Annotated in this window: 23 protein-coding genes; 6 read left to right on the top strand and 17 right to left on the bottom strand. The window is 29.0% G+C overall.

The window, feature by feature from the left end:
* Positions 1–607: 607 nt before the first annotated feature.
* From argF to argH, 3 genes are all read left to right on the top strand, one after another.
* Positions 608–1558, top strand: coding sequence for an ornithine carbamoyltransferase (argF, locus tag F811_RS0107500; RefSeq protein ID WP_020004637.1), 951 nt, complete (start codon positions 608–610; stop codon positions 1556–1558).
* Between the two features lie 73 nt (positions 1559–1631).
* Entirely contained in the window at positions 1632–2852 is a 1221-nt protein-coding gene (locus F811_RS0107495; RefSeq protein WP_020004636.1) for an argininosuccinate synthase, read from the top strand.
* Positions 2853–2859: 7 nt separating this feature from the next.
* A complete protein-coding gene (gene argH / locus F811_RS0107490) occupies positions 2860–4251 on the top strand; it encodes an argininosuccinate lyase (RefSeq protein ID WP_020004635.1) in 1392 nt (463 codons plus the stop codon).
* A gap of 360 nt (positions 4252–4611) precedes the next feature.
* Here the strand turns inward: argH and F811_RS0107485 are convergent, their stop codons facing one another.
* The 7 genes from F811_RS0107485 to F811_RS0107455 all read right to left on the bottom strand — a co-directional run bounded on the left by F811_RS0107485 (position 4612) and on the right by F811_RS0107455 (position 9691).
* Positions 4612–5103, bottom strand: coding sequence for a hypothetical protein (locus F811_RS0107485; RefSeq protein ID WP_020004634.1), 492 nt, complete (start codon positions 5101–5103; stop codon positions 4612–4614).
* A 333-nt stretch (positions 5104–5436) separates the two neighbouring features.
* Complete coding sequence (locus F811_RS0107480) at positions 5437–5847, bottom strand: hypothetical protein (RefSeq protein ID WP_020004633.1); 411 nt, start codon at positions 5845–5847, stop codon at positions 5437–5439.
* Positions 5848–5918: 71 nt separating this feature from the next.
* Positions 5919–6308 (bottom strand): hypothetical protein, encoded by a 390-nt coding sequence (locus F811_RS0107475; protein WP_020004632.1) that lies wholly within the window; start codon positions 6306–6308, stop codon positions 5919–5921.
* Between the two features lie 130 nt (positions 6309–6438).
* On the bottom strand, positions 6439–7266 hold the full coding sequence (locus F811_RS0107470; protein WP_020004631.1) for a sulfide/dihydroorotate dehydrogenase-like FAD/NAD-binding protein: 828 nt from the start codon (positions 7264–7266) through the stop codon (positions 6439–6441).
* 36 nt (positions 7267–7302) lie between these two features.
* Entirely contained in the window at positions 7303–7734 is a 432-nt protein-coding gene (gene rplS, locus F811_RS0107465) for a 50S ribosomal protein L19 (protein WP_020004630.1), read from the bottom strand.
* A gap of 185 nt (positions 7735–7919) precedes the next feature.
* Entirely contained in the window at positions 7920–8966 is a 1047-nt protein-coding gene (locus F811_RS0107460; protein WP_020004629.1) for a LacI family DNA-binding transcriptional regulator, read from the bottom strand.
* A gap of 116 nt (positions 8967–9082) precedes the next feature.
* On the bottom strand, positions 9083–9691 hold the full coding sequence (locus tag F811_RS0107455) for a LemA family protein (protein ID WP_020004628.1): 609 nt from the start codon (positions 9689–9691) through the stop codon (positions 9083–9085).
* 236 nt (positions 9692–9927) lie between these two features.
* Between F811_RS0107455 and F811_RS0107450 the strand changes: the two genes are divergently transcribed.
* The 3 genes from F811_RS0107450 (at position 9928) to F811_RS0107440 (ending at position 12225) form a co-directional block, all read left to right on the top strand.
* On the top strand, positions 9928–10671 hold the full coding sequence (locus F811_RS0107450; RefSeq protein WP_020004627.1) for a basic amino acid ABC transporter substrate-binding protein: 744 nt from the start codon (positions 9928–9930) through the stop codon (positions 10669–10671).
* Between the two features lie 119 nt (positions 10672–10790).
* Positions 10791–11504 carry an amino acid ABC transporter permease gene (locus F811_RS0107445; protein WP_020004626.1) on the top strand — a complete coding sequence of 238 codons (714 nt, stop codon included), beginning with the start codon at positions 10791–10793 and terminating at the stop codon, positions 11502–11504.
* On the top strand, positions 11497–12225 hold the full coding sequence (locus F811_RS0107440) for an amino acid ABC transporter ATP-binding protein (RefSeq protein ID WP_020004625.1): 729 nt from the start codon (positions 11497–11499) through the stop codon (positions 12223–12225). Before F811_RS0107445 ends, F811_RS0107440 begins: the two co-directional genes overlap by 8 nt.
* 143 nt (positions 12226–12368) lie before the next feature.
* Here F811_RS0107440 and F811_RS0107435 read toward each other — a convergent pair whose 3' ends face one another.
* The 10 genes from F811_RS0107435 to secY form a co-directional block, all read right to left on the bottom strand.
* Complete coding sequence (locus F811_RS0107435) at positions 12369–12965, bottom strand: Smr/MutS family protein (RefSeq protein WP_020004624.1); 597 nt, start codon at positions 12963–12965, stop codon at positions 12369–12371.
* A gap of 24 nt (positions 12966–12989) precedes the next feature.
* Complete coding sequence (gene rho / locus F811_RS0107430; RefSeq protein WP_020004623.1) at positions 12990–14480, bottom strand: transcription termination factor Rho; 1491 nt, start codon at positions 14478–14480, stop codon at positions 12990–12992.
* A gap of 130 nt (positions 14481–14610) precedes the next feature.
* Entirely contained in the window at positions 14611–14997 is a 387-nt protein-coding gene (gene rplQ / locus F811_RS0107425; RefSeq protein ID WP_020004622.1) for a 50S ribosomal protein L17, read from the bottom strand.
* A 33-nt stretch (positions 14998–15030) separates the two neighbouring features.
* On the bottom strand, positions 15031–15999 hold the full coding sequence (locus F811_RS0107420; RefSeq protein ID WP_020004621.1) for a DNA-directed RNA polymerase subunit alpha: 969 nt from the start codon (positions 15997–15999) through the stop codon (positions 15031–15033).
* Positions 16000–16029: 30 nt separating this feature from the next.
* Positions 16030–16656, bottom strand: a complete 627-nt coding sequence (rpsD, locus tag F811_RS0107415) for a 30S ribosomal protein S4 (RefSeq protein ID WP_020004620.1) — start codon at positions 16654–16656, stop codon at positions 16030–16032.
* Between the two features lie 39 nt (positions 16657–16695).
* Positions 16696–17106: a 30S ribosomal protein S11 gene (rpsK, locus tag F811_RS0107410; RefSeq protein WP_008723418.1), complete on the bottom strand. Its 411-nt coding sequence runs from the start codon at positions 17104–17106 to the stop codon at positions 16696–16698.
* A gap of 16 nt (positions 17107–17122) precedes the next feature.
* On the bottom strand, positions 17123–17512 hold the full coding sequence (rpsM, locus tag F811_RS0107405; RefSeq protein ID WP_008723417.1) for a 30S ribosomal protein S13: 390 nt from the start codon (positions 17510–17512) through the stop codon (positions 17123–17125).
* Positions 17513–17534: 22 nt separating this feature from the next.
* A complete protein-coding gene (gene rpmJ / locus F811_RS0107400) occupies positions 17535–17651 on the bottom strand; it encodes a 50S ribosomal protein L36 (RefSeq protein ID WP_008723415.1) in 117 nt (38 codons plus the stop codon).
* A 24-nt stretch (positions 17652–17675) separates the two neighbouring features.
* Positions 17676–17894, bottom strand: a complete 219-nt coding sequence (gene infA / locus F811_RS0107395) for a translation initiation factor IF-1 (RefSeq protein WP_008727096.1) — start codon at positions 17892–17894, stop codon at positions 17676–17678.
* 5 nt (positions 17895–17899) lie between these two features.
* Complete coding sequence (gene secY / locus F811_RS0107390) at positions 17900–19240, bottom strand: preprotein translocase subunit SecY (protein ID WP_020004619.1); 1341 nt, start codon at positions 19238–19240, stop codon at positions 17900–17902.
* Positions 19241–19251: the final 11 nt, after the last annotated feature.

Here is a 19251-nt window from a genome sequence, read left to right as displayed (position 1 = left end):
TTTAGCAGGAATGCTAATTGATGAAATAAACTCTGTTCTTTATCTAAAAAAGTCAAGCATAACTTTTTAGTTGCAATTATTATCGAGATTTTTAAAGATTGTTGTTGTTTTAAATCTAGTATGCTTTTTACGCATACTAGATTTTTTATTGTGTCGATTTTTATTATGAACGAAGATTGTAAAACTCGTACCGCTTTCAAAAGTCTTAGAAAATTCGTTAAAATTAAAAATTTTCAGTATATAGGTAAATAACTATATTTTTTTCAAATTTTAGTTGTCTATGAATGTAGTTATTATTTATAATATAAGATATTTTTATCAATCAATAAAATATGTTTTAGATGTATAATAGATTACTTATTTACTATAATAATAGATAATCAGCCGCACGTATCGTTGACATTTGATAAATGTATATAATACCGTGCGGGAAGGTGCAGCAACTCGCTGTTAACAAACTTAAAAATTTTCAGTATATACTTAAACAATTATATTTTGTCAAAACAACTATATTATTTTTTACTCATAAATTATTGCAATATTACAAAAACGGTATATAGTATTACTTAAAAAAATAATGTTTAAATTTTATTTATGGGTAAAAATTATGAATAGTACAAAAAAAGTAAATTTATCTGGAAGACATTTTATCAATTTAGAAGATTTCACACCTGAAGAGTTATCAGCATTAATTGATTATACTTTTGAACTTAAAGCAAAAATAAAAAATAATGAAGAAATAAATATAATGAAAAATAAAACTATGGTAATGTATTTTTCAAAACCTAGTTTAAGAACACGTTTAAGCTTTGAAATAGGAATGAAAAAATTGGGCGGAGATGCTTTTGTATTAAAACAAGATGAAATTATACTTGGAGAGAGAGAAAGTATTGAAGACAGTTCAAATGTTATTTCAAGATACTGCGATTTAATTATGATAAGAACATTTGCTCATAGCGATGTAGAAGATTTCGCTAAATATTCAAAAGTACCAGTTATAAATGCATTGACAGATCTTTCGCACCCTTGCCAAATTATGGGCGATTTATTTACCATCAAAGAACATTTTGGAAAGCTAAAAGGCTTAACTCTTTCATTTATAGGAGACGGTAATAATGTATGCAATAGTCTTTTAATAGGCTGTTCTATGCTTGGGCTTAATATAAAAGCAGCAACTCCAAAAGGCTATGAACCTGATTCAAAAATCACAGAACTAGCCAAAAATTATGCAAAAGAAAATGGATGCACTGTTGATATTATTAATGATGTAAAAAAAGCAGTAGAAGGTTCTAATATAGTATACACTGATGTATGGGCTTCTATGGGAAAAGAAAAAGAAAAGGAAAAGAGATTTAATGATTTTAAGGGTTTTACACTCACTAAAGAATTATTTTCTCTTGCAGATAAAAATGCTATAGCACTTCATTGTCTTCCTGCTCATAAAGGCGAAGAGATAAATGAAGATATATTTAAGATAAACTCTGAATATATTTATACTGAAGCTGAAAACAGAATGCATGCCCAAATGGCTATAATGAGCAGCATAATAAAAGAATAATAAAAAATAATAGAAAATATTATAATTTAAAAAATTTTATAAATATTTTATTTAATAAAAAAGGAAATTAACTATGAAAAAGAAATTAGTACTAGCCTATTCAGGCGGATTAGACACTACAGTTATTATACCATGGCTTAAAGAAAATTATGACTATGATATCATTGCTGCATGTGTGGATGTAGGTCAGGGAACAGAAACAGACGGACTAGAAGAGAAAGCTATAAAAACAGGAGCTTCAAAATATTATCTAGTAAAATGTGAAGATGAATTCGTTACAGATTATATTTATCCTATATTAAAAGCTGATGCAGTTTATGAGGATAAATATCTTTTAGGTACTTCAGCAGCACGTCCTCTAATAGCAAAAAAACTTGTTGAAATAGCATTAAAAGAAGGAGCTTCTGCAATAGCACATGGAGCTACAGGAAAAGGAAATGACCAAGTAAGATTTGAATTAACAGTAAAAGCATTGGCACCTAATCTTGAAATAATAGCCCCTTGGAGAATATGGGATATATCATCACGCGAAGATGAAATAAAATATTTGGAAGAAAGAAATATACCAGTACCTATGAAAAAAGATGATTCTTATTCCAGAGATAAAAACCTTTGGCATTTATCACATGAAGGATTAGAGCTTGAAGATCCTGCTAATATGCCTAATTACGAAAAACTTTTGAAATTATCAAATACTATTGAGAATGCTCCTAATGAGGCACAATTTGTAGAATTAGAGTTTGAAAAAGGAATACCAGTTAAAGCAGACGGGAAAGAGTTTGCCCCTGCTGATTTGGTAAAATATTTAAATGAAATAGGCGGAAAACATGCAGTAGGTATAGTTGATTTGGTAGAAAACCGCGTAGTAGGTATAAAATCAAGAGGTGTTTATGAAACTCCGGGCGGAACTATTCTTTATGCTGCACATAGAGAGCTTGAACATCTATGCTTAGACAGAGAAACTTTATCATTCAAAGCTATAGTTGCAAACAAATTAACAGACCTTGTATATAGCGGAAGATGGTTTACTCCTCTTCGTGAGGCTTTGAGTGCTTTTGTTGATAAAACTCAGGAAACTGTAACTGGAAAAGTAAAATTAAAACTATATAAAGGCAATATTATACCTGCAGGAGCTTCTTCTCCTTATTCTCTTTATAATCAGAGTTTGGCTAGCTTTACTACAGGCGAATTATACAATCACAAAGATGCTGAAGGCTTTATAACATTATACGGACTTCCTTTGAAAGTTAATGCCTTAATGAAAGAACAAAATAAAATAAATGGGGTTAAATAATTAGTTTATGAAAGAAAAATTATGGGGGGGACGTTTTTCAAAAGCTCTTAATAAAGAAGCTAATGATTTTAATTCATCATTATCTTTTGACTGTAAGATGTATAAAGAGGATATATTAGGAAGCATAGCACATGCAAAAATGCTTGGCGAATGCTCTATTATACCTCTTGATGAAAGCGTAACTATAATAAACGGCTTAAAACAAATTTTAGAAGAAATAGAAAATAATAAACTTCAATTTGATTTTGAACTTGAAGATATACATACTCAGATAGAGAAATGGCTTATAGAAAAAGTAGGCGAAGTTGGTAAAAAAGTACATACTGGAAGAAGCAGAAATGATCAGGTAGCCCTTGACCTTAGAATGTATTTAAAAAACGAAACAGAAAATATAAAATCTCTTATACTAAATTTAATTTCTGTTTTAATAAGCATTCAAAAAGAAAACACAAAAACATATATGAGCGGCTATACTCATCTTCAAAGGGCACAGGTTATTACATTTGCACATTATTTAGGGGCTTATGTAGAGATGTTTAAAAGGGATTTTGAAAGATTAAATGACACTTATAAACGTATAGATATAATGCCTCTTGGAGCTGGTGCTTTGGCATGTTCTACTTACAATATAGACAATAAAAAAACTGCTGAAACATTAAACTTCAAAAATGTAATGCTCAACTCTTTGGACGCTGTATCTGACAGAGATTTTGTTATTGAAACTGAAGCTGATTTATCAATAATTATGATGCATTTAAGCCGATTTTCTGAAGAGCTTATTTTATATTCCACTTCTGAGTTTAAGTTTATAGAGTTTGATGATGAGTTTACAACAGGTTCCAGCCTTATGCCTCAAAAGAAAAACCCAGATATACTTGAACTTATTCGAGGAAAAACTGGAAGAGTATATGGAAACTTATTTTCTATACTAACAGTAATGAAATCTCTACCTTTGGCATACAATAAAGATATGCAGGAGGATAAAGAGGGAATATTTGACTCTTTAAAAAATGTTGAAAACTGTTTATCTATACTTCCTAATGTATTAAAAACTATGAAGATTAATAAAGAAAATATGCTTAATTCTGTTAATGAAGGATTTTTGAATGCTACAGAGGTCGCTGATTATCTTGTAAGAAAAGGTATTCCTTTCAGAGATGCTCATGGTATATCTGGAAGGCTTGTTGTATACTGCATTAATAATAACAAAAATCTTTCTTCTCTAAATATAGAAGAGTATAAAAAAGAATGCAGTCTATTTGAAGATGATATATATTCTTTTATAACTCCAGAAGCACAGATTGCTAATAAAAATATGTTGGGCAGCCCTAATGAAAATGCTGTTATGGAAGTAATAAAAATCAATGAAAATTGGCTTGATAACAAAAAAATGAGCTAAAAAAATTAATTATATTAACAAATATAAATAAGAGTGCTAAAAAATAGCACTCTTTTTTGTTATTTATTTACAAAATTTATTATACTTGTTTTAAAACTATTTTTTTATAATTGCGGGGACTAGCCCCCGCCCCCCACTTCTTTTGGTGACCCAAAGAAGCAAAAAGACTGCATTGACGAAGTCCACCTTTAGGTGTAGCCTAAATTTCAGATATTACCATACATTTAATACATATATTTAAAATATAAAGTTCTATCAATTACATCTTTATTAACTTTTTTGTGCGGAAAATAGTTAATTAATTCTATATAAAGTGCATTAGTTGACAAAATGAAATCATTCCAGTATATTCTACAAAATTTATTCTACAAATGTTATTTCTTTATCATAAGGGAAATTAAATGACATTCCGTATATTGTAAATGTTAAAGTGGTTTTAGCAGTACATTTAAAACTTTTACTTTTTACGGCACTAAATGCTGTAGTAAATACATCTAAATATTTAGCATTAAAATCAATATTGACTTCTCTAGCCTCATTCGCTGGTATTATTAAGGTTTCTACTGAATTTGCTGTTGCAAATGTTTTACCAGATGTATTAACTAAATCTATCTGAACTTTATCTATTGGAACCTCAAGAGGAAGATTATTTTTTATTTCTACAAGTGTAGTTAAAGTCATATCCGTTAATTTAACTTCGGAAATAGAGGATTTTTTTATTTTTATATCTGGTTTATGCTCCTCTATATAGCTTCTTGTAATTTCTGTTGCTGACTTCTGTAATGTTTCGCAAGATGATGCAAAAAACATTATACTCAATATTAATGCAAAATATACTGTATTTTTTACCATAGATCATACCTTTTTATATATTATGTTTATAAAACAAATATAAATATAAATAGTAATATTTTTAAGAATGATATAAATGTTTGATAATATCAGAAGTATCTATGTAAAACTATAGACCTTACAATTAAATAACCAAGTATATATCACTGTAAATTATATATTAAAATGCTGCAATTTCGTATTTTATACGGTTCAGGTATTAAAATATATTATGATTTTTTTATATTTTGTTTTAATATTATTTATTATATAATAATACATCTATATACATCTGCAAAAATACAGCAGCTTATTAGAATTATTATTAAAATAGTTTTGATAGAAGTATAGTATTTATTTAGATAATGATTTTATAAGATTAAAAACATCCAAATCTTTTGTTTTATTAGCAAGATTTATCTTTAATATAGAAAATATTTTTACCTTTCCGCTTAACATTTTTAATGTAACAAAAGACTTTTTTAAGTTAAAAAAATCATATATAAACTCAGCAGTTTCTTTATTTTCTATTAACACATTTATAATGATATTCTCAGTACCTAACGCTGATATTTTTATATTATTAATAGATGCCTTAACTAATATTTTATTTTTTTTACTTATAAGATGAATATTCAAATTTTCTGCTGAAATGGGAACGATATATTTATTTTTCACATAAAGAAGTACTTCTAAATGTGTTTTGTCCCACTCAAAATTCTTTTTCTTAATATTCCATTCTAATATATGTACTGGTAATTTCACAATTATACCCTAAATAAAATATTTTTTTATTAACACCGAAACATAAAACAATATTTGTAAAGTTAATATTATTATATAATTTTCATCATATCTCTCATTTTTACTTTTATAGGAATTATAGATAGTAAATATACATTACAGCTTATATCAGCTTCAAATCTAGAATCAAAAGAAAATACACTGCCCCAAAAAAATTTTGACATCTCATTATTAAATAAAGTTGTATTAAGTGTAAAATTATAATAACTTTTGGCAGGAACTATTATTGTATCTTTACAAACTCCATGACCGAAATATTCATTATTTCTTTTAATATTAAGCATACGTACATCTATATTTTTCAATTTAACTTTAAAACCATATCCATTATAAATACTTACACTTATATTTAAATCTGTGAAGTCCCAAGAAAAATGTTCAAGCCCAACCTTGTTTATACTTGTTTTAATTTTTATATCCATAATTATTTATCCAATATTTTAATAATTCTTTATTATAATATATCAAAACTTATAAAAATGCAATAAAAAAGTTATAACCTAATATAAATTAAGTTATAACTTATTATTAAATAATAAACTAATAATAAAATTAATTAGCTAATTTCAAATTACATTCATGCTCTTCTTTTTTGTACATAGCCTGTCTTTTCATAAGAAGATCAAAATCAATTAAATGTCCGTCAAATTCAGGACCTTCAACGCATGCGAATTTAGTCTGATCACCAACTTTAACTCTGCAGCATCCGCACATACCAGTACCATCTATCATAATAGGGTTCAAACTAACAACTGTAGGAAGATTATATTTTTTAGTAAGTATAGTTACAAATTTCATCATAATAGCAGGTCCTATAGCTATAACTTCAGATATTTTATCTCCTCTGTCATAGATTCTTTCTATCATGTTAGTAACAACACCTTTTTCTCCATAGCTTCCATTATCAGTACAAATAAGTACTTCATCGGATATTTTCCTCATCATATCTTCCATAATGATAAGTGATTTATCTCTGGCACCTAATATAGATATAACTTTATTTCCAGCTTTATGATGAGCTTCCATGATAGGATGTAAAGGAGCAATACCAACACCGCCGCCTACACCCAAAACTATACCATCTTTTTTCTCAATATGAGTAGGCTGACCTAAAGGTCCTATAACGTCTAATATTTCATCACCCACTTTAAGCTGCATAAGTTTAGAAGTAGAATATCCTATACTTTGAGTTACTATAGTAATAGTTCCAGCTTCTGTATCAGCATCGGCTATAGTAAGAGGTATTCTTTCGCCTTTTTCATCTAATCTAAAAATAATGAAGTTACCTGCTTTACGATGCTTAGCTATATCAGGAGCTACAACTTTCATCATAAATACTTTTTCTGACCATTGCTCTTTGGCAACTATTTTATAACCCATAAAAATTCTCCTTAAAAATAACAAAATTAAAAAATATTATTCTGCTTTTGAAGAATCAGTTTCCTCAGCTTTATTTTCTTCTGCAGTATTTTTAATCAAATCTGAATGTTTAGGAATTTTAACACCCAATCTTTCTACTAAGCGTGCTTTTTTACCAACTTTCTTTCTTAAATAGTAAAGTTTAGCTCTTCTTACTTTAGCTTTACGTATAATATCAACATGATCTATTCTAGGAGAATTAAGAAGGAATATTCTCTCAACACCTACTCCGTAAGAGATTTTTCTTACTATAAAACTTTTATTAATACCTTTGCCGCGTATAGAAATAACAGTACCTTCATAAGCCTGTAATCTTTCTCTGTCGCCTTCTATGATTTTTACCCATACTTTTACTGTATCACCTATTTCAAAAGGCAAAATAGCTTCTTTTTTATATTTTGCTTCTACTAGTCTTATCTTTTGATCCATTTTTATATCTCCTAATAAATTTATTAATATTATTTAATTTCTAATTTTAAAAAAATAAACAAATATAACATCATATAATATAGTTGTGCTATTTTAGCATAATATGTTAATTTTATCAAGTGAAATTATCAAATAAATTTTTCTGCCTACAAGAAGCATAATGTATAAATAGATAAATACATAACTTATAAAATATTCAAATTCTCAAAAAATATCACTTTAGAATCAGATACTTTCCAATTATTAGTTATATGATTTTTATATATCATTTCAAACATCATTTTACCAGCTTCATATCCTTCCATAAATACCTCTTCCATAACAGTAAATGATATTATACCAGATTTTATCAATGATTTTATACTGTTAGCCATACCATGCGTAACTATTTTTTTACCCCTTAATATATTTTTATCTATTATATCGTATATTTCCTGAGCATATCTGTTTATATAAATACCTTTAATATCATATTTGCCGCACATTTCTTTAATTGTATGAATACTATCTTCTATATTACCGCATAGTATAGGACCTAATATACTTATATTTGTATGCTTTATTCTCTCTAAAAAACCTTCTAAATACATTCTAGAAGATATTTTATCATCGCCGTTATCTATTATAAGAAGTCCCTCATCATCTCTAAGCAGATTAGAAACTATACCTGCCGCCATAGCACCCTGTTTTATATGATTAGGACCAACATGGGCAATACTTTCAGAGAGCCTTGTACCTATAGATATTATTTTTATCTTATTAAAATAAGGCTCTAAAATATCATAAATAACATCTCTATTTAAAGGAGTTATTATAAGTCCCTCTATATCATCATCTTCTTTTAATATTTTTTTGAGGAGTTCTATCTGTTTATCAGGAGAATGTATTTCTGTAGCTGTTATTTTTAGATTATAATTGTATATTGAATACTCTTTCGATACTGTATTTAATCCCCGTATAATTTCACTGGTATAAAACTCATTAAAAGAATATGCTACTAAACAATGAACAACCTTCTCTTTTTGATTGGCTAGAGAACTTCCTATATAATTTTTTTCGTAATTGAGCTTTGAAGCTAATTCAAGTATTTTTGACTTTGTTTCTTCTTTAATGAACTCACTGCCATTTATAGCCCTAGCAACCGTAGTTCTGCTTATACCAAGTCTTTTTGCTATTTCTTTCTGAGTTACTCTTTTTAGTTTTTTCAAATCTTCTATATTGTCTATATTCATAAAGTTTGTATGTTTCCATATATTTGCTCTGCATTATATCTATATTATAGTAAAACTTACATTTTTTGCAAATACAATAATAATCAATAAATATATTTTTTATATTTTATTAATAATTATTGAAACATATGTGCGGTTTGTGCTATAATATTGGTACCTGTTTCAAATCTTAAAAAAGGAAATTTTCCCATTATTCCAGCTACTATACTTGAAGGAGGGGTTGTAGTTAATTTGTTATATTCTGCAACATAATCATTATAAAGTGAAATAGATTTTTTTTCATCTTCTATTATAGGACGCATCTCACTTAATGCTGATATATAATTCTGATTTGTTCTAAGAACTGGATAATTTCTTGCTGTATAGTTAATTTTATCAATATTTTCTGTTATTCTGGCCTGAAGATACTGATATTCCTGAAATGTTAATGGCTTTTCTATAAGTGTAGCATCAGCTTCTATGGTTTTTACTCTTTGTATATAATTGCTTAAAGAATGAAGCGTATATATATCTATTCTGGGTATAACAGATACTGCTTTATAATAATTCTCAGATGCTATATTTTTTTTATAATATATATCTATAATAGTGTTTAAAGATTCTCTTGATAATTTCTCTTCTGTTAAGATAGAAGTCTTAATAGATGTTGTAGATACTATTAAAAATATACTTACTGCTATTATGTTTACTACTATAAATATTATTGCTACAGCAGAACCACGCATTAATACTCCTATTTTTTATAAATTGCTAGAATTATATACTATATAGTTTTTTTATACAAATTTATTTTATTTATATACTCTTAAACAGTTAATAATACATTTTGTAATCAGTATTTTTATTTTCACCTTGACTTTTTTCTATTATTTATATAAAATTATTTGCAATAAAAAAATTTTACATGTAGTATTTTTAATGTAAAAAATTAATTAAAATTATAATAATACAGGAGAACTTTATGCTTAAAAATAATATTTTTAAAATAATTATAGCCTTATCTATTATTCTAACCGTATTTATAGGCTGTCAGAAAAAAGAAGACAAAAATAAACTCTATGTAGGTACAAATGCCGAATTTGAACCTTTTGAATACAGAGAAGGTGATAATATTGTTGGTTTTGATATAGATTTGATAAATGAAATTGCTAAATTAATAGGAGCTGAAATTGAAGTTGTAGATATGCAGTTTGACGGACTTCTTCCAGCTTTAGAAGCTAAAAAAATAGATCTTATAATAGCTGGTATGACTGCAACAGAAGAAAGAAAACAGTTTGTTAATTTCTCTGAACCTTATTATAATTCTAAACAGTCTATAGTTGTACTTTCAAATAATACTGATATAACAACTTTTGATAATTTTGCAGGAAAAAAAGTTGGTGTTGTATTAGGATATACTGGAGATATTTTGGTTAGTGAAATGACTAATGTAGAAGTTCAAAAATTCAATGCTACTTCTGAAACCATATTGGCTTTAAAATCACAAAAAGTTGATGCTGTAGTTTTAGATTATGAACCTGCTAAAAATTATGTTGCTCAAAATAAAGAATTAAAATTAATAGAAACTGATTCTGCTACTGAAGAGTATTCTATAGCTATGAGAAAAGATGATACGGAACTTCTTACTAAAGTAAATGATGCTCTAAAAACTATTAATGAAAATGGAACTTATGAAACTTTACTAAGTAAGTATTTTGAAAATTAATTATAATTAAAAGTAATATGTCTTCTCTTTATTTTTTAATTAATTTTAATAATATAAATAAAATATACATACCTGAAAAACTTAAAGAGAAGATATATTTTCTATAAAGGTTTACATATATGCTTGAATATTTGGAACTTCTTAAAGTAATATTCATATCCAATGGCAGATATATCTATATTCTAAAGGGATTAATATTTTCTGTAGGAACAACTGCCCTTGCTACTGTTATAGGTATTATATTAGGTATTTTTATAGCTTTGCTTCAGCTTTCAGAATTTTATCCATTCAAAAACTCAAAAAAATTAAGCAAGTTTAATCCTCTCTCAAAAATAGCATTTTTATACGTTAATATTTTAAGAGGAACACCAGTTGTTGTACAGCTTATGATATGGGCTAATGTGGTATTTGTTGATAGTTTAAGAGATACTCCTATACTTATTATAGCGGCCATTGCTTTCGGTATTAATTCTGGAGCTTATGTTGCTGAGATTATAAGAGCTGGTATACAGAGTTTGGATAAAGGACAGATGGAAGCAGCGAGAGCTTTAGGTATGAATTATTCGCTTTCTATGAAAGAAATTATAATACCTCAGGCCATCAAAAAAATACTTCCTCCACTTGTAAGCGAGTTTATAGCACTTCTTAAAGAAACTTCTGTTGTAGGATTTATAGGAGGAGTTGACCTTCTTAGATCTGCCAATATTATTACAAGCCAAACCTATAGAGGAGTTGAACCTTTAATTGCTGTAGGAATAATATATTTTATACTAACTTCAATATTTGCTATGTTTATGAGAAAAGTTGAGGAGGGTTTAAGAGAAAGTGATTAAGATAAGAAATTTACATAAAAAATTCGGTAAACTGGAAGTTCTTAAAGGTATAGATGTAGATGTTAAAAAAGGGGAAATCATTGCCATAATAGGACCTTCTGGAAGCGGTAAATCAACATTCTTAAGATGCATTAATCGTCTTGAAGAGCCTTCAGAAGGCGACATTGTTATAAACGGCAAAAATATTATGGACAAAGATACTGATATTAACCTTATGCGTCAGGAATTAGGAATGGTATTTCAGCATTTTAATTTGTTTCCTCATAAAACAGTTATGAGCAATATTACTTTAGCTCCTATGAAAGTAAAAAAGATTTCAAAAGAGAATGCCGAAAAAAAAGCTATTGAATTATTAAAAAAGGTAGGATTAGTAGATAAAAAAGATGTTTATCCTAATAAACTTTCTGGCGGACAAAAACAAAGAATAGCTATAGCAAGAGCATTAGCAATGGAGCCAGACATTATGCTTTTTGATGAACCTACATCAGCATTAGACCCAGAAATGATTAAAGAAGTTTTGGACGTTATGGTTGAGCTTGCAAGAGAAGGTATGACTATGCTTATAGTTACTCATGAAATGGGATTTGCCAAAAATGTTGCTACTAGAATACTTTTTATGAATGACGGAAAAATACTAGAAGATGAAGAGCCTAATGAGTTTTTCTCTAATCCTAAACATGAAAGAGTCAAAGATTTCTTGTATAAAGTATTGCATAAATAGTTTTTGGTTTTAATATTTTTCAATATAATTGTTTCTAAACTAATTTTATTATGATTGCTGGCAGTAACTCTATATATTAAGAGTAAAATATAACTTTATTTTTAAAAAATTTAAGATATCATAAACTCATAATTATTTAAAATCTATATATCCAAATAAATTATCTTAGCACCGCTTCCTCCAAGATTTATTGGAGCATCAGAAAAATATTTTATATGATTCTTTCCTTCTGTTGCTAAATAATACTCAACTAAATTTTTTAATACTGGTATCCTATTTTCACTTCCGAAACCTTTTCCATGTATTATAAGAATAGGGCTTATCTTATTTTTCTTACATTCATAAATAAAATGCTTGACTTCTATCAAAGCTCTGTCGCTAGTAAGTCCATGTAAATCTAGTCTGTCTTTTGGAACGGCATTTTTTATATTAGGTTTGAATTTGGTATTAATCTTTCTTTCATAAATAGATTTTTTAGAATGATTAGTGCAATCGAGATTCTCAATTGCACTTAAAAACATTTCTTCATCTTCTTTTGTATAAGCTAATTCTTCTTTTAAAAAATTATTTTCTTCTAATTCTTTATTATTATTTTTATAAATTTCTTTATTTTTTTTATATATATTTTCTTTTTTTATGTATTCATTATTTTTTTTATAATCAAAATCATCAGGAAAATATCCATGTTCTAAAAAAAATAAAAACAGTTTTCTATCTTCTTCTTCAGATTTTTTTGACATATAATGAATCCTAAAATAATAATATTATGAATTTAATAATTTTAAAAACTCAGCATTATCTTTAGTTGAATTCATTTTATCAATAACAGTTTCTATTAACTGATCCTCATCTATACCCTGAGACTGCATATATTTTCTTAAAGCCCACATCTTATTTTTCTCTTCTTCAGTAAGAAGTAAATCCTCTCTTCTAGTAGAAGAAGAATCAATATCAATAGCAGGGAACAGTCTTCTATTTGCAAGTTTTCTATCCAAATGAAGCTCCATATTACCAGTACCTTTGAACTCTTCGTATATATAATCGTCCATTTTACTTCCAGTATCCACCAAAGCAGAAGCGATTATAGTAAGGGATCCTCCCTCTTCGATATTTCTAGCAGCACCAAAGAATCTTTTTGGTTTATGAAGAGCATTAGAGTCAACACCTCCTGTTAAAACCTTACCGCTTGCAGGTACAACTAAGTTATAAGCCCTTGAAAGTCTTGTAATAGAGTCAAGTATTATAACAACATCATGTTTATTTTCTACCAAACGTTTAGCTTTCTCAAGCACCATTTCAGAAACTTGACAATGTTTATCTGGGGTTTCATCAAATGTAGAAGCAATAACCTCAGCCTCTGGAACTTGTCTTTTCATATCGGTAACTTCTTCAGGACGTTCATCTATAAGAAGTATAAAAAGTTTGATGTCTGGATAATTTCTGCATATAGCATTAGCGATTTCCTGAAGCATCATAGTTTTACCAGCTTTAGGAGGTGCTACGATTAAACCTCTTTGACCTTTACCTATAGGAGAAACAAGATTAATAATACGTGTAGATATTTTATTTGGTGCAAACTCCAAGTCTATGCGTTCATTAGGAAAAATCGGAGTTAATTTATCAAAATGCGGTCTTTTATAAAGATTATTAGGTTCTTCCCCATTAACAGTTAAAATTTTAAGCAAAGCAAAAAATTTCTCTCCAGCATTATCTTTAGGCGGTCTTACCTCACCTGTAATAATATCTCCAGTTCTAAGACCGAAAAGTCTAATTTGAGCAGGCGAAATATATATATCGTCTGGACCAACCAAATAATTACTATTTTGAGACCTTAAAAAACCAAAACCGTCTTGCAAAGTTTCTAAAGTACCCTCAGCAATTATTTTACCTTCCATAGCATGCTGAGCTCTAACTATAGCCTGCATAAGTTCTTGACGTCTGATATTATTAGAAGTATCCTTTTTTATACCATAGCCTTCAGCAAATTCTAAAAGTTCCTCAAAAGTTAAACAGCTTAATTTACTAATGTGAATATCCTCAACAGGTTTATTCACTTTTTCATTACTTATATCATTATTATAATTTTCATTAATATTAATATCTTGTTCATCTTTTGAAACTGTATCATTATTATCTTGTGCAGTTTCAACTTGTTTAACCACTTTTTTTCTAACAACTTTTTTAGGCTGTGAAACAGGAGTTTCCATTTCTTCATTTTCATTAGATACTTTTACACGTTTTTTTTGGAAAGGCATAATAATTCCTCCATAAACAACATCTACGTAAAGTTATAGCGAGTATTCGCTATAACAAAACTATAGATATTATTTATATAAAATTTGCTTATATTAAGATTTATAAACCGATTTGTTTATTTTTATTTAATTATTTATTTTCAGTTTTAACAGAAGAGCTATCAGATTCACAAAGCATAACTACACACATATCTGCAGCATCACCGAATCTTTTATATGACAAAATTTTTCTTACATAACCGCCGTTTTTATCAGCATATCTAGGAGCTATATCTTTAAAAAGTTTAGTAAGTATAGTCTCATCTTTAACATACTTAGCAGCCATTCTTCTATTGTGAACATTATCAACTTTAGCTTTATATATAATTTTATCAGCCAATTGTTTTATAGCTCTGCCTTTTTCTTTAGTAGTTTCTATTTTTTCATATTTCAATAGAGAAGTAAGCATGTTAGAAAGCATAGCTTTTTTATGTGCACTTGTTCTATTAAATTTTTTTACTGTAACTCTATGTCTCATTTTACTATCCTTAAAAGTTTATTACCTTTTATATTAACCTCTCATACCAAGATGAGCACCATACTCTGCAAGTTTTTCTTTAATTTCTTCAATGATCATTTCATTAGAACCCATAAGTCTTAACAAATCAGATTCACTTTTTACAGCAACCTTATCCAAAGTTTTAAGATCGGAAGACATCAAGAAATTAGCTGTTCTAACAGAGAATTCCACTTCTTCAATATGTTTTCCCTTAAGAGAATCAAGAACAGAATCTTTAGGGGTTTCTTCTATTTTTTCATCATCACCATTAGCCTCTTCAGGATCCATAAAATGTTTTAAATTATCTCTTAAGATTTTAGCAGCTTGTGAAAGAGCTTTTTCTGGAGCTATATTACCTTTAGTTTCTATTTCAAGAGTAAGTTTTCCGTAATCTATACGCTGACCTACTCTTATAGGGTCAACATTATATTTAACGCTGACAATAGGCGAGTATATAGCATCGATAACTATAGCATTAATATCTTCTCTCAATTCATCATCAGCAGGTACATAACTGTATCCGCCTTCAATCTGAATATCCATTTCAAAGGTATAACCTTCTGCAATAGTAGCAATATAGTAATCAGGATTATGAACCTGAGCCTCATTGTCATTAGCCACCAAATCTGCAGCAGTAATAGTACAAGGGCCATCTTTTTTCATATGAATAGTTTTTGTTTCCAAACGATCTGGAAGCGAAACTACAACATTTTTAAGATGCATAATCATCACTATAGTGTCTTCTTTCATGCCGGGTACATTCTCAAATTCATTGCTTACACCATCTATTTTTATAGCAGTGATAGCATAACCAGGTATAGAAGATAATAATACTCTTCTTAAAGCATTACCAACAGTAACCGCATATCCTCTTTCAAAAGGCTGAGCAATAAATTTGCCGTAAGTAGGAGTTAAATCTTTCTTCTCAAAAGTAACCCTATGAGGATGTTTAATAGATTCTAATATTTCTTTTAATGCCATTCTTATAATACCCCTTATAAAAGAGTTCCATTACTTAGAATAGTACTCAATGATGAGCTGTTCATTGATAGGATACTCTATATGATCTCTTATAGGCAAAGTAACTATTTCTCCTGTTTTAGAAGAAAGATCTAAACTTAACCATGCTGGAACATATTCACTTTTTAAACCTTCTGCTATAGTTTTAACTTCACCTACAGCATTACCGTTTTCAGTAAAAGAAATTTTATCTCCAACTTTTGTACTGTATGAAGGAATTGACATTTTTTTACCATTAACTGATATAAAACCATGAGCTACGAATTGTCTAGCCTGATTTCTGCTTTTAGCAAAACCAAGTCTGTAAACAACATTATCTAAACGTAATTCTAATAATCTAAGTAAGTTTTCACCAGATACACCAGCCACACGTATAGCTTCATGATAATAATTTCTAAATTGTTTTTCTAAAACGCCGTAAATACGTTTAACTTTTTGTTTTTCTCTCATCTGAATACCATATTCTGACAACTGTTTCATTTTACGGTTAACAGGACCTGGTACTTCTCTCTTTTTTGTTATAGCACATTTAGCAGTAAGACATCTTTCGCCTTTCAACATAAGTTTCATTTTTTCACGGCGACATAATCTACAACTAGCATCTCTATATCTTGCCATATTATTTATCTCCTATTTAATACAACTTAAATACAAATATTATATTCTTCTTCTTTTTCTAGGACGGCAGCCGTTATGAGGCATTGGAGTAACGTCCTTAATAAGTTTAACTTTAAGACCTGAAGCTTCAACGGCTCTGATAGAGCTTTCTCTTCCCATTCCAGGACCTTTTACATAAACTTCTACTTCTCTAACACCCATTTCATAAGCTTTTTTAGATGCTTTTTCACTAGCAACCTGTGCAGCGAAAGGAGTAGATTTTTTACTGCTTTTATAATCTCCGTCTAAACCTGCACTAGCCCAAGATAGAGTGTCTCCATTTCTATCTGTTATAGTAACTATTGTATTATTAAAGCTAGCTTTTATATGTACTATACCAAAAGCTTCAACTTTTCTATCTTTTTTAATTTTTTTATCTTTTAGAGTTTTTTTACCTTTTTGAGTAGCCACTATTCTCCCCCATTAATTATTTTTTACCTGGTGCTTTTTTCTTACCAGCAATAGCTTTTCTAGCTCCGCCGCCTCTAGCATTACGCGAATTAGTACGTGTACGCTGACCATGTACTGGAAGCCTTTTAATATGACGCATTCCACGATATGAGTGAATATCTTTTAAACGCTTTATATTATTGTAAAGCTCTGTACGTAAATCACCTTCTACTTTAGTAGTGGCTTCTATAGCATCTCTTAAAGCTGTAATTTGTGCATCTGTTAAATCTTTAGCTTTAATAGAATAATCTATATTAGCTTTATCACAAATAACATGAGCAAGAGTGCGACCTATACCGTATATATCAGTAAGGGCTATTTCTATTCTTTTATTGTTTCTAATTTCAACACCCATTAAGCGTGCCATATTAATTATCTCCTTAAATTAATTACTTCTGTTTTTGTTTATGTCTTGGGTTTTTCTTACATATAACTCTAACTACGCCTTTTCTTTTAACTATCTGACAGTCATTACAGCGTTTTTTTATAGAACTTTTTACTTTCATTGTAACTAATCTCCAATTAATTTATTACTTATAACGATAAATTATTCTGCCCTTTGTTAAATCATAGGGAGACATTTCTATAGTTACTTTATCACCTGGAAGTATGCGGATAAAATTCATACGCATCTTGCCTGATATATGAGCCAATATCTTATGACCATTCTCTAGCTCTACTCTAAAAGTAGCGTTTGGAAGAGGCTCTACAACTGTACCCTCTACTTCTATAGTTTCTCTATCAGCCATATTGTTTACCTTCTAACCTTAGATTTCTTCAATATGCCATCATAGTTATGCATTTGTAAATAGGATTCTATTTGCTTTAATAACTCAACGGCAACACTTACACTAATCATTACTGATGTTCCGCCCATCAAATAAACAAGAGAATTATTTGTACCTCTGAAAGGAGCAAATATAGGTATCTTAGACATTAAGTCTGGAAATACTGCTATAGCTGCCAAGAATATTGAACCGCCTATAGTTATTCTGCTTAATACTGTCTTAAGATATTCTGCTGTTTGCGTACCAGGTCTGTAACCAGGTATAAAACCGCCAGACTTTTTAAGATTCTCTGCTATATCATCTGGATTAAACTGTACTGATGTATAAACATAGGCAAACATTATAACTAAAAGACAATAGAGAATAATGTATGCCCAGCTTCCATAAGAGAAGAATCTGAGTAAAGCATCAAGCCATCTCCATTGAACACCTCTAGTTAAACTAGCTATCTGAGCTGGAATTGCCATTAAAGCAGAAGCGAATATTATAGGTATAACTCCAGATGGGTTGATTTTGAAAGGTATATGAGTTGATTGAGCTCCGAATACTTTTCTTCCAACCACACGTTTAGCATACTGAACAGGTATTCTTCTCTGTCCGCTTTCTTCATAAACTACACAGAATATAACTATTGCGAAAATTATGAAGAAAAGAACTATAACTAAAGAGTTTAAATATTCACTTTCTCTTTTCTGTATAACATCATACACACCAGCAGGAATACGAGCAACAATACCAGCAAAAATTATAACAGATATACCGTTACCAAGGCCGCGTTCTGTAATTTGGTCACCTAGCCACATTAAGAACATGGTACCAGCAGTAGCTGTTACAACTACTAATAATATAAATCCTATACCAGGGTTCATAAATATCATAGCACCTTCATTTATGCTCTGTATCCAACTAGCCATAGCTGCAGATTGTACTATACAAAGAACAAGTGTTAAATATCTAACATACTGATTTATCTTTTTACGACCGCTTTCACCTTCTTTTTGCATTCTTTCGAGTGCAGGTATTACTACCCCAAGAAGCTGCATTATAATAGAAGCAGAAATATAAGGCATTATACCAAGTGCCAATATAGAAAATCTAAATAAAGCACCGCCTGAAAATAAATCCATTATAGTCAAAAGTCCTGCACCGCCTTGCGATGAGGATAAAAAGCCTAAAAGGGCTGTAGGATCTATACCAGGTGTAGGAATATGGCTTCCTATTCTATAAACTAAAATAGCTATAACAGTGAATAATATTCTGCTTCTTAATTCCTGTACCTTAAATATATTAGCTAATGATTTCAACATTATTATTTACC

The organism is Brachyspira innocens ATCC 29796 (assembly GCF_000384655.1).
GTDB lineage: Bacteria > Spirochaetota > Brachyspiria > Brachyspirales > Brachyspiraceae > Brachyspira > Brachyspira innocens.
Note: the sequence above shows the minus strand (reverse complement) of the source record. Positions and strands in the feature narration are given on the sequence as shown.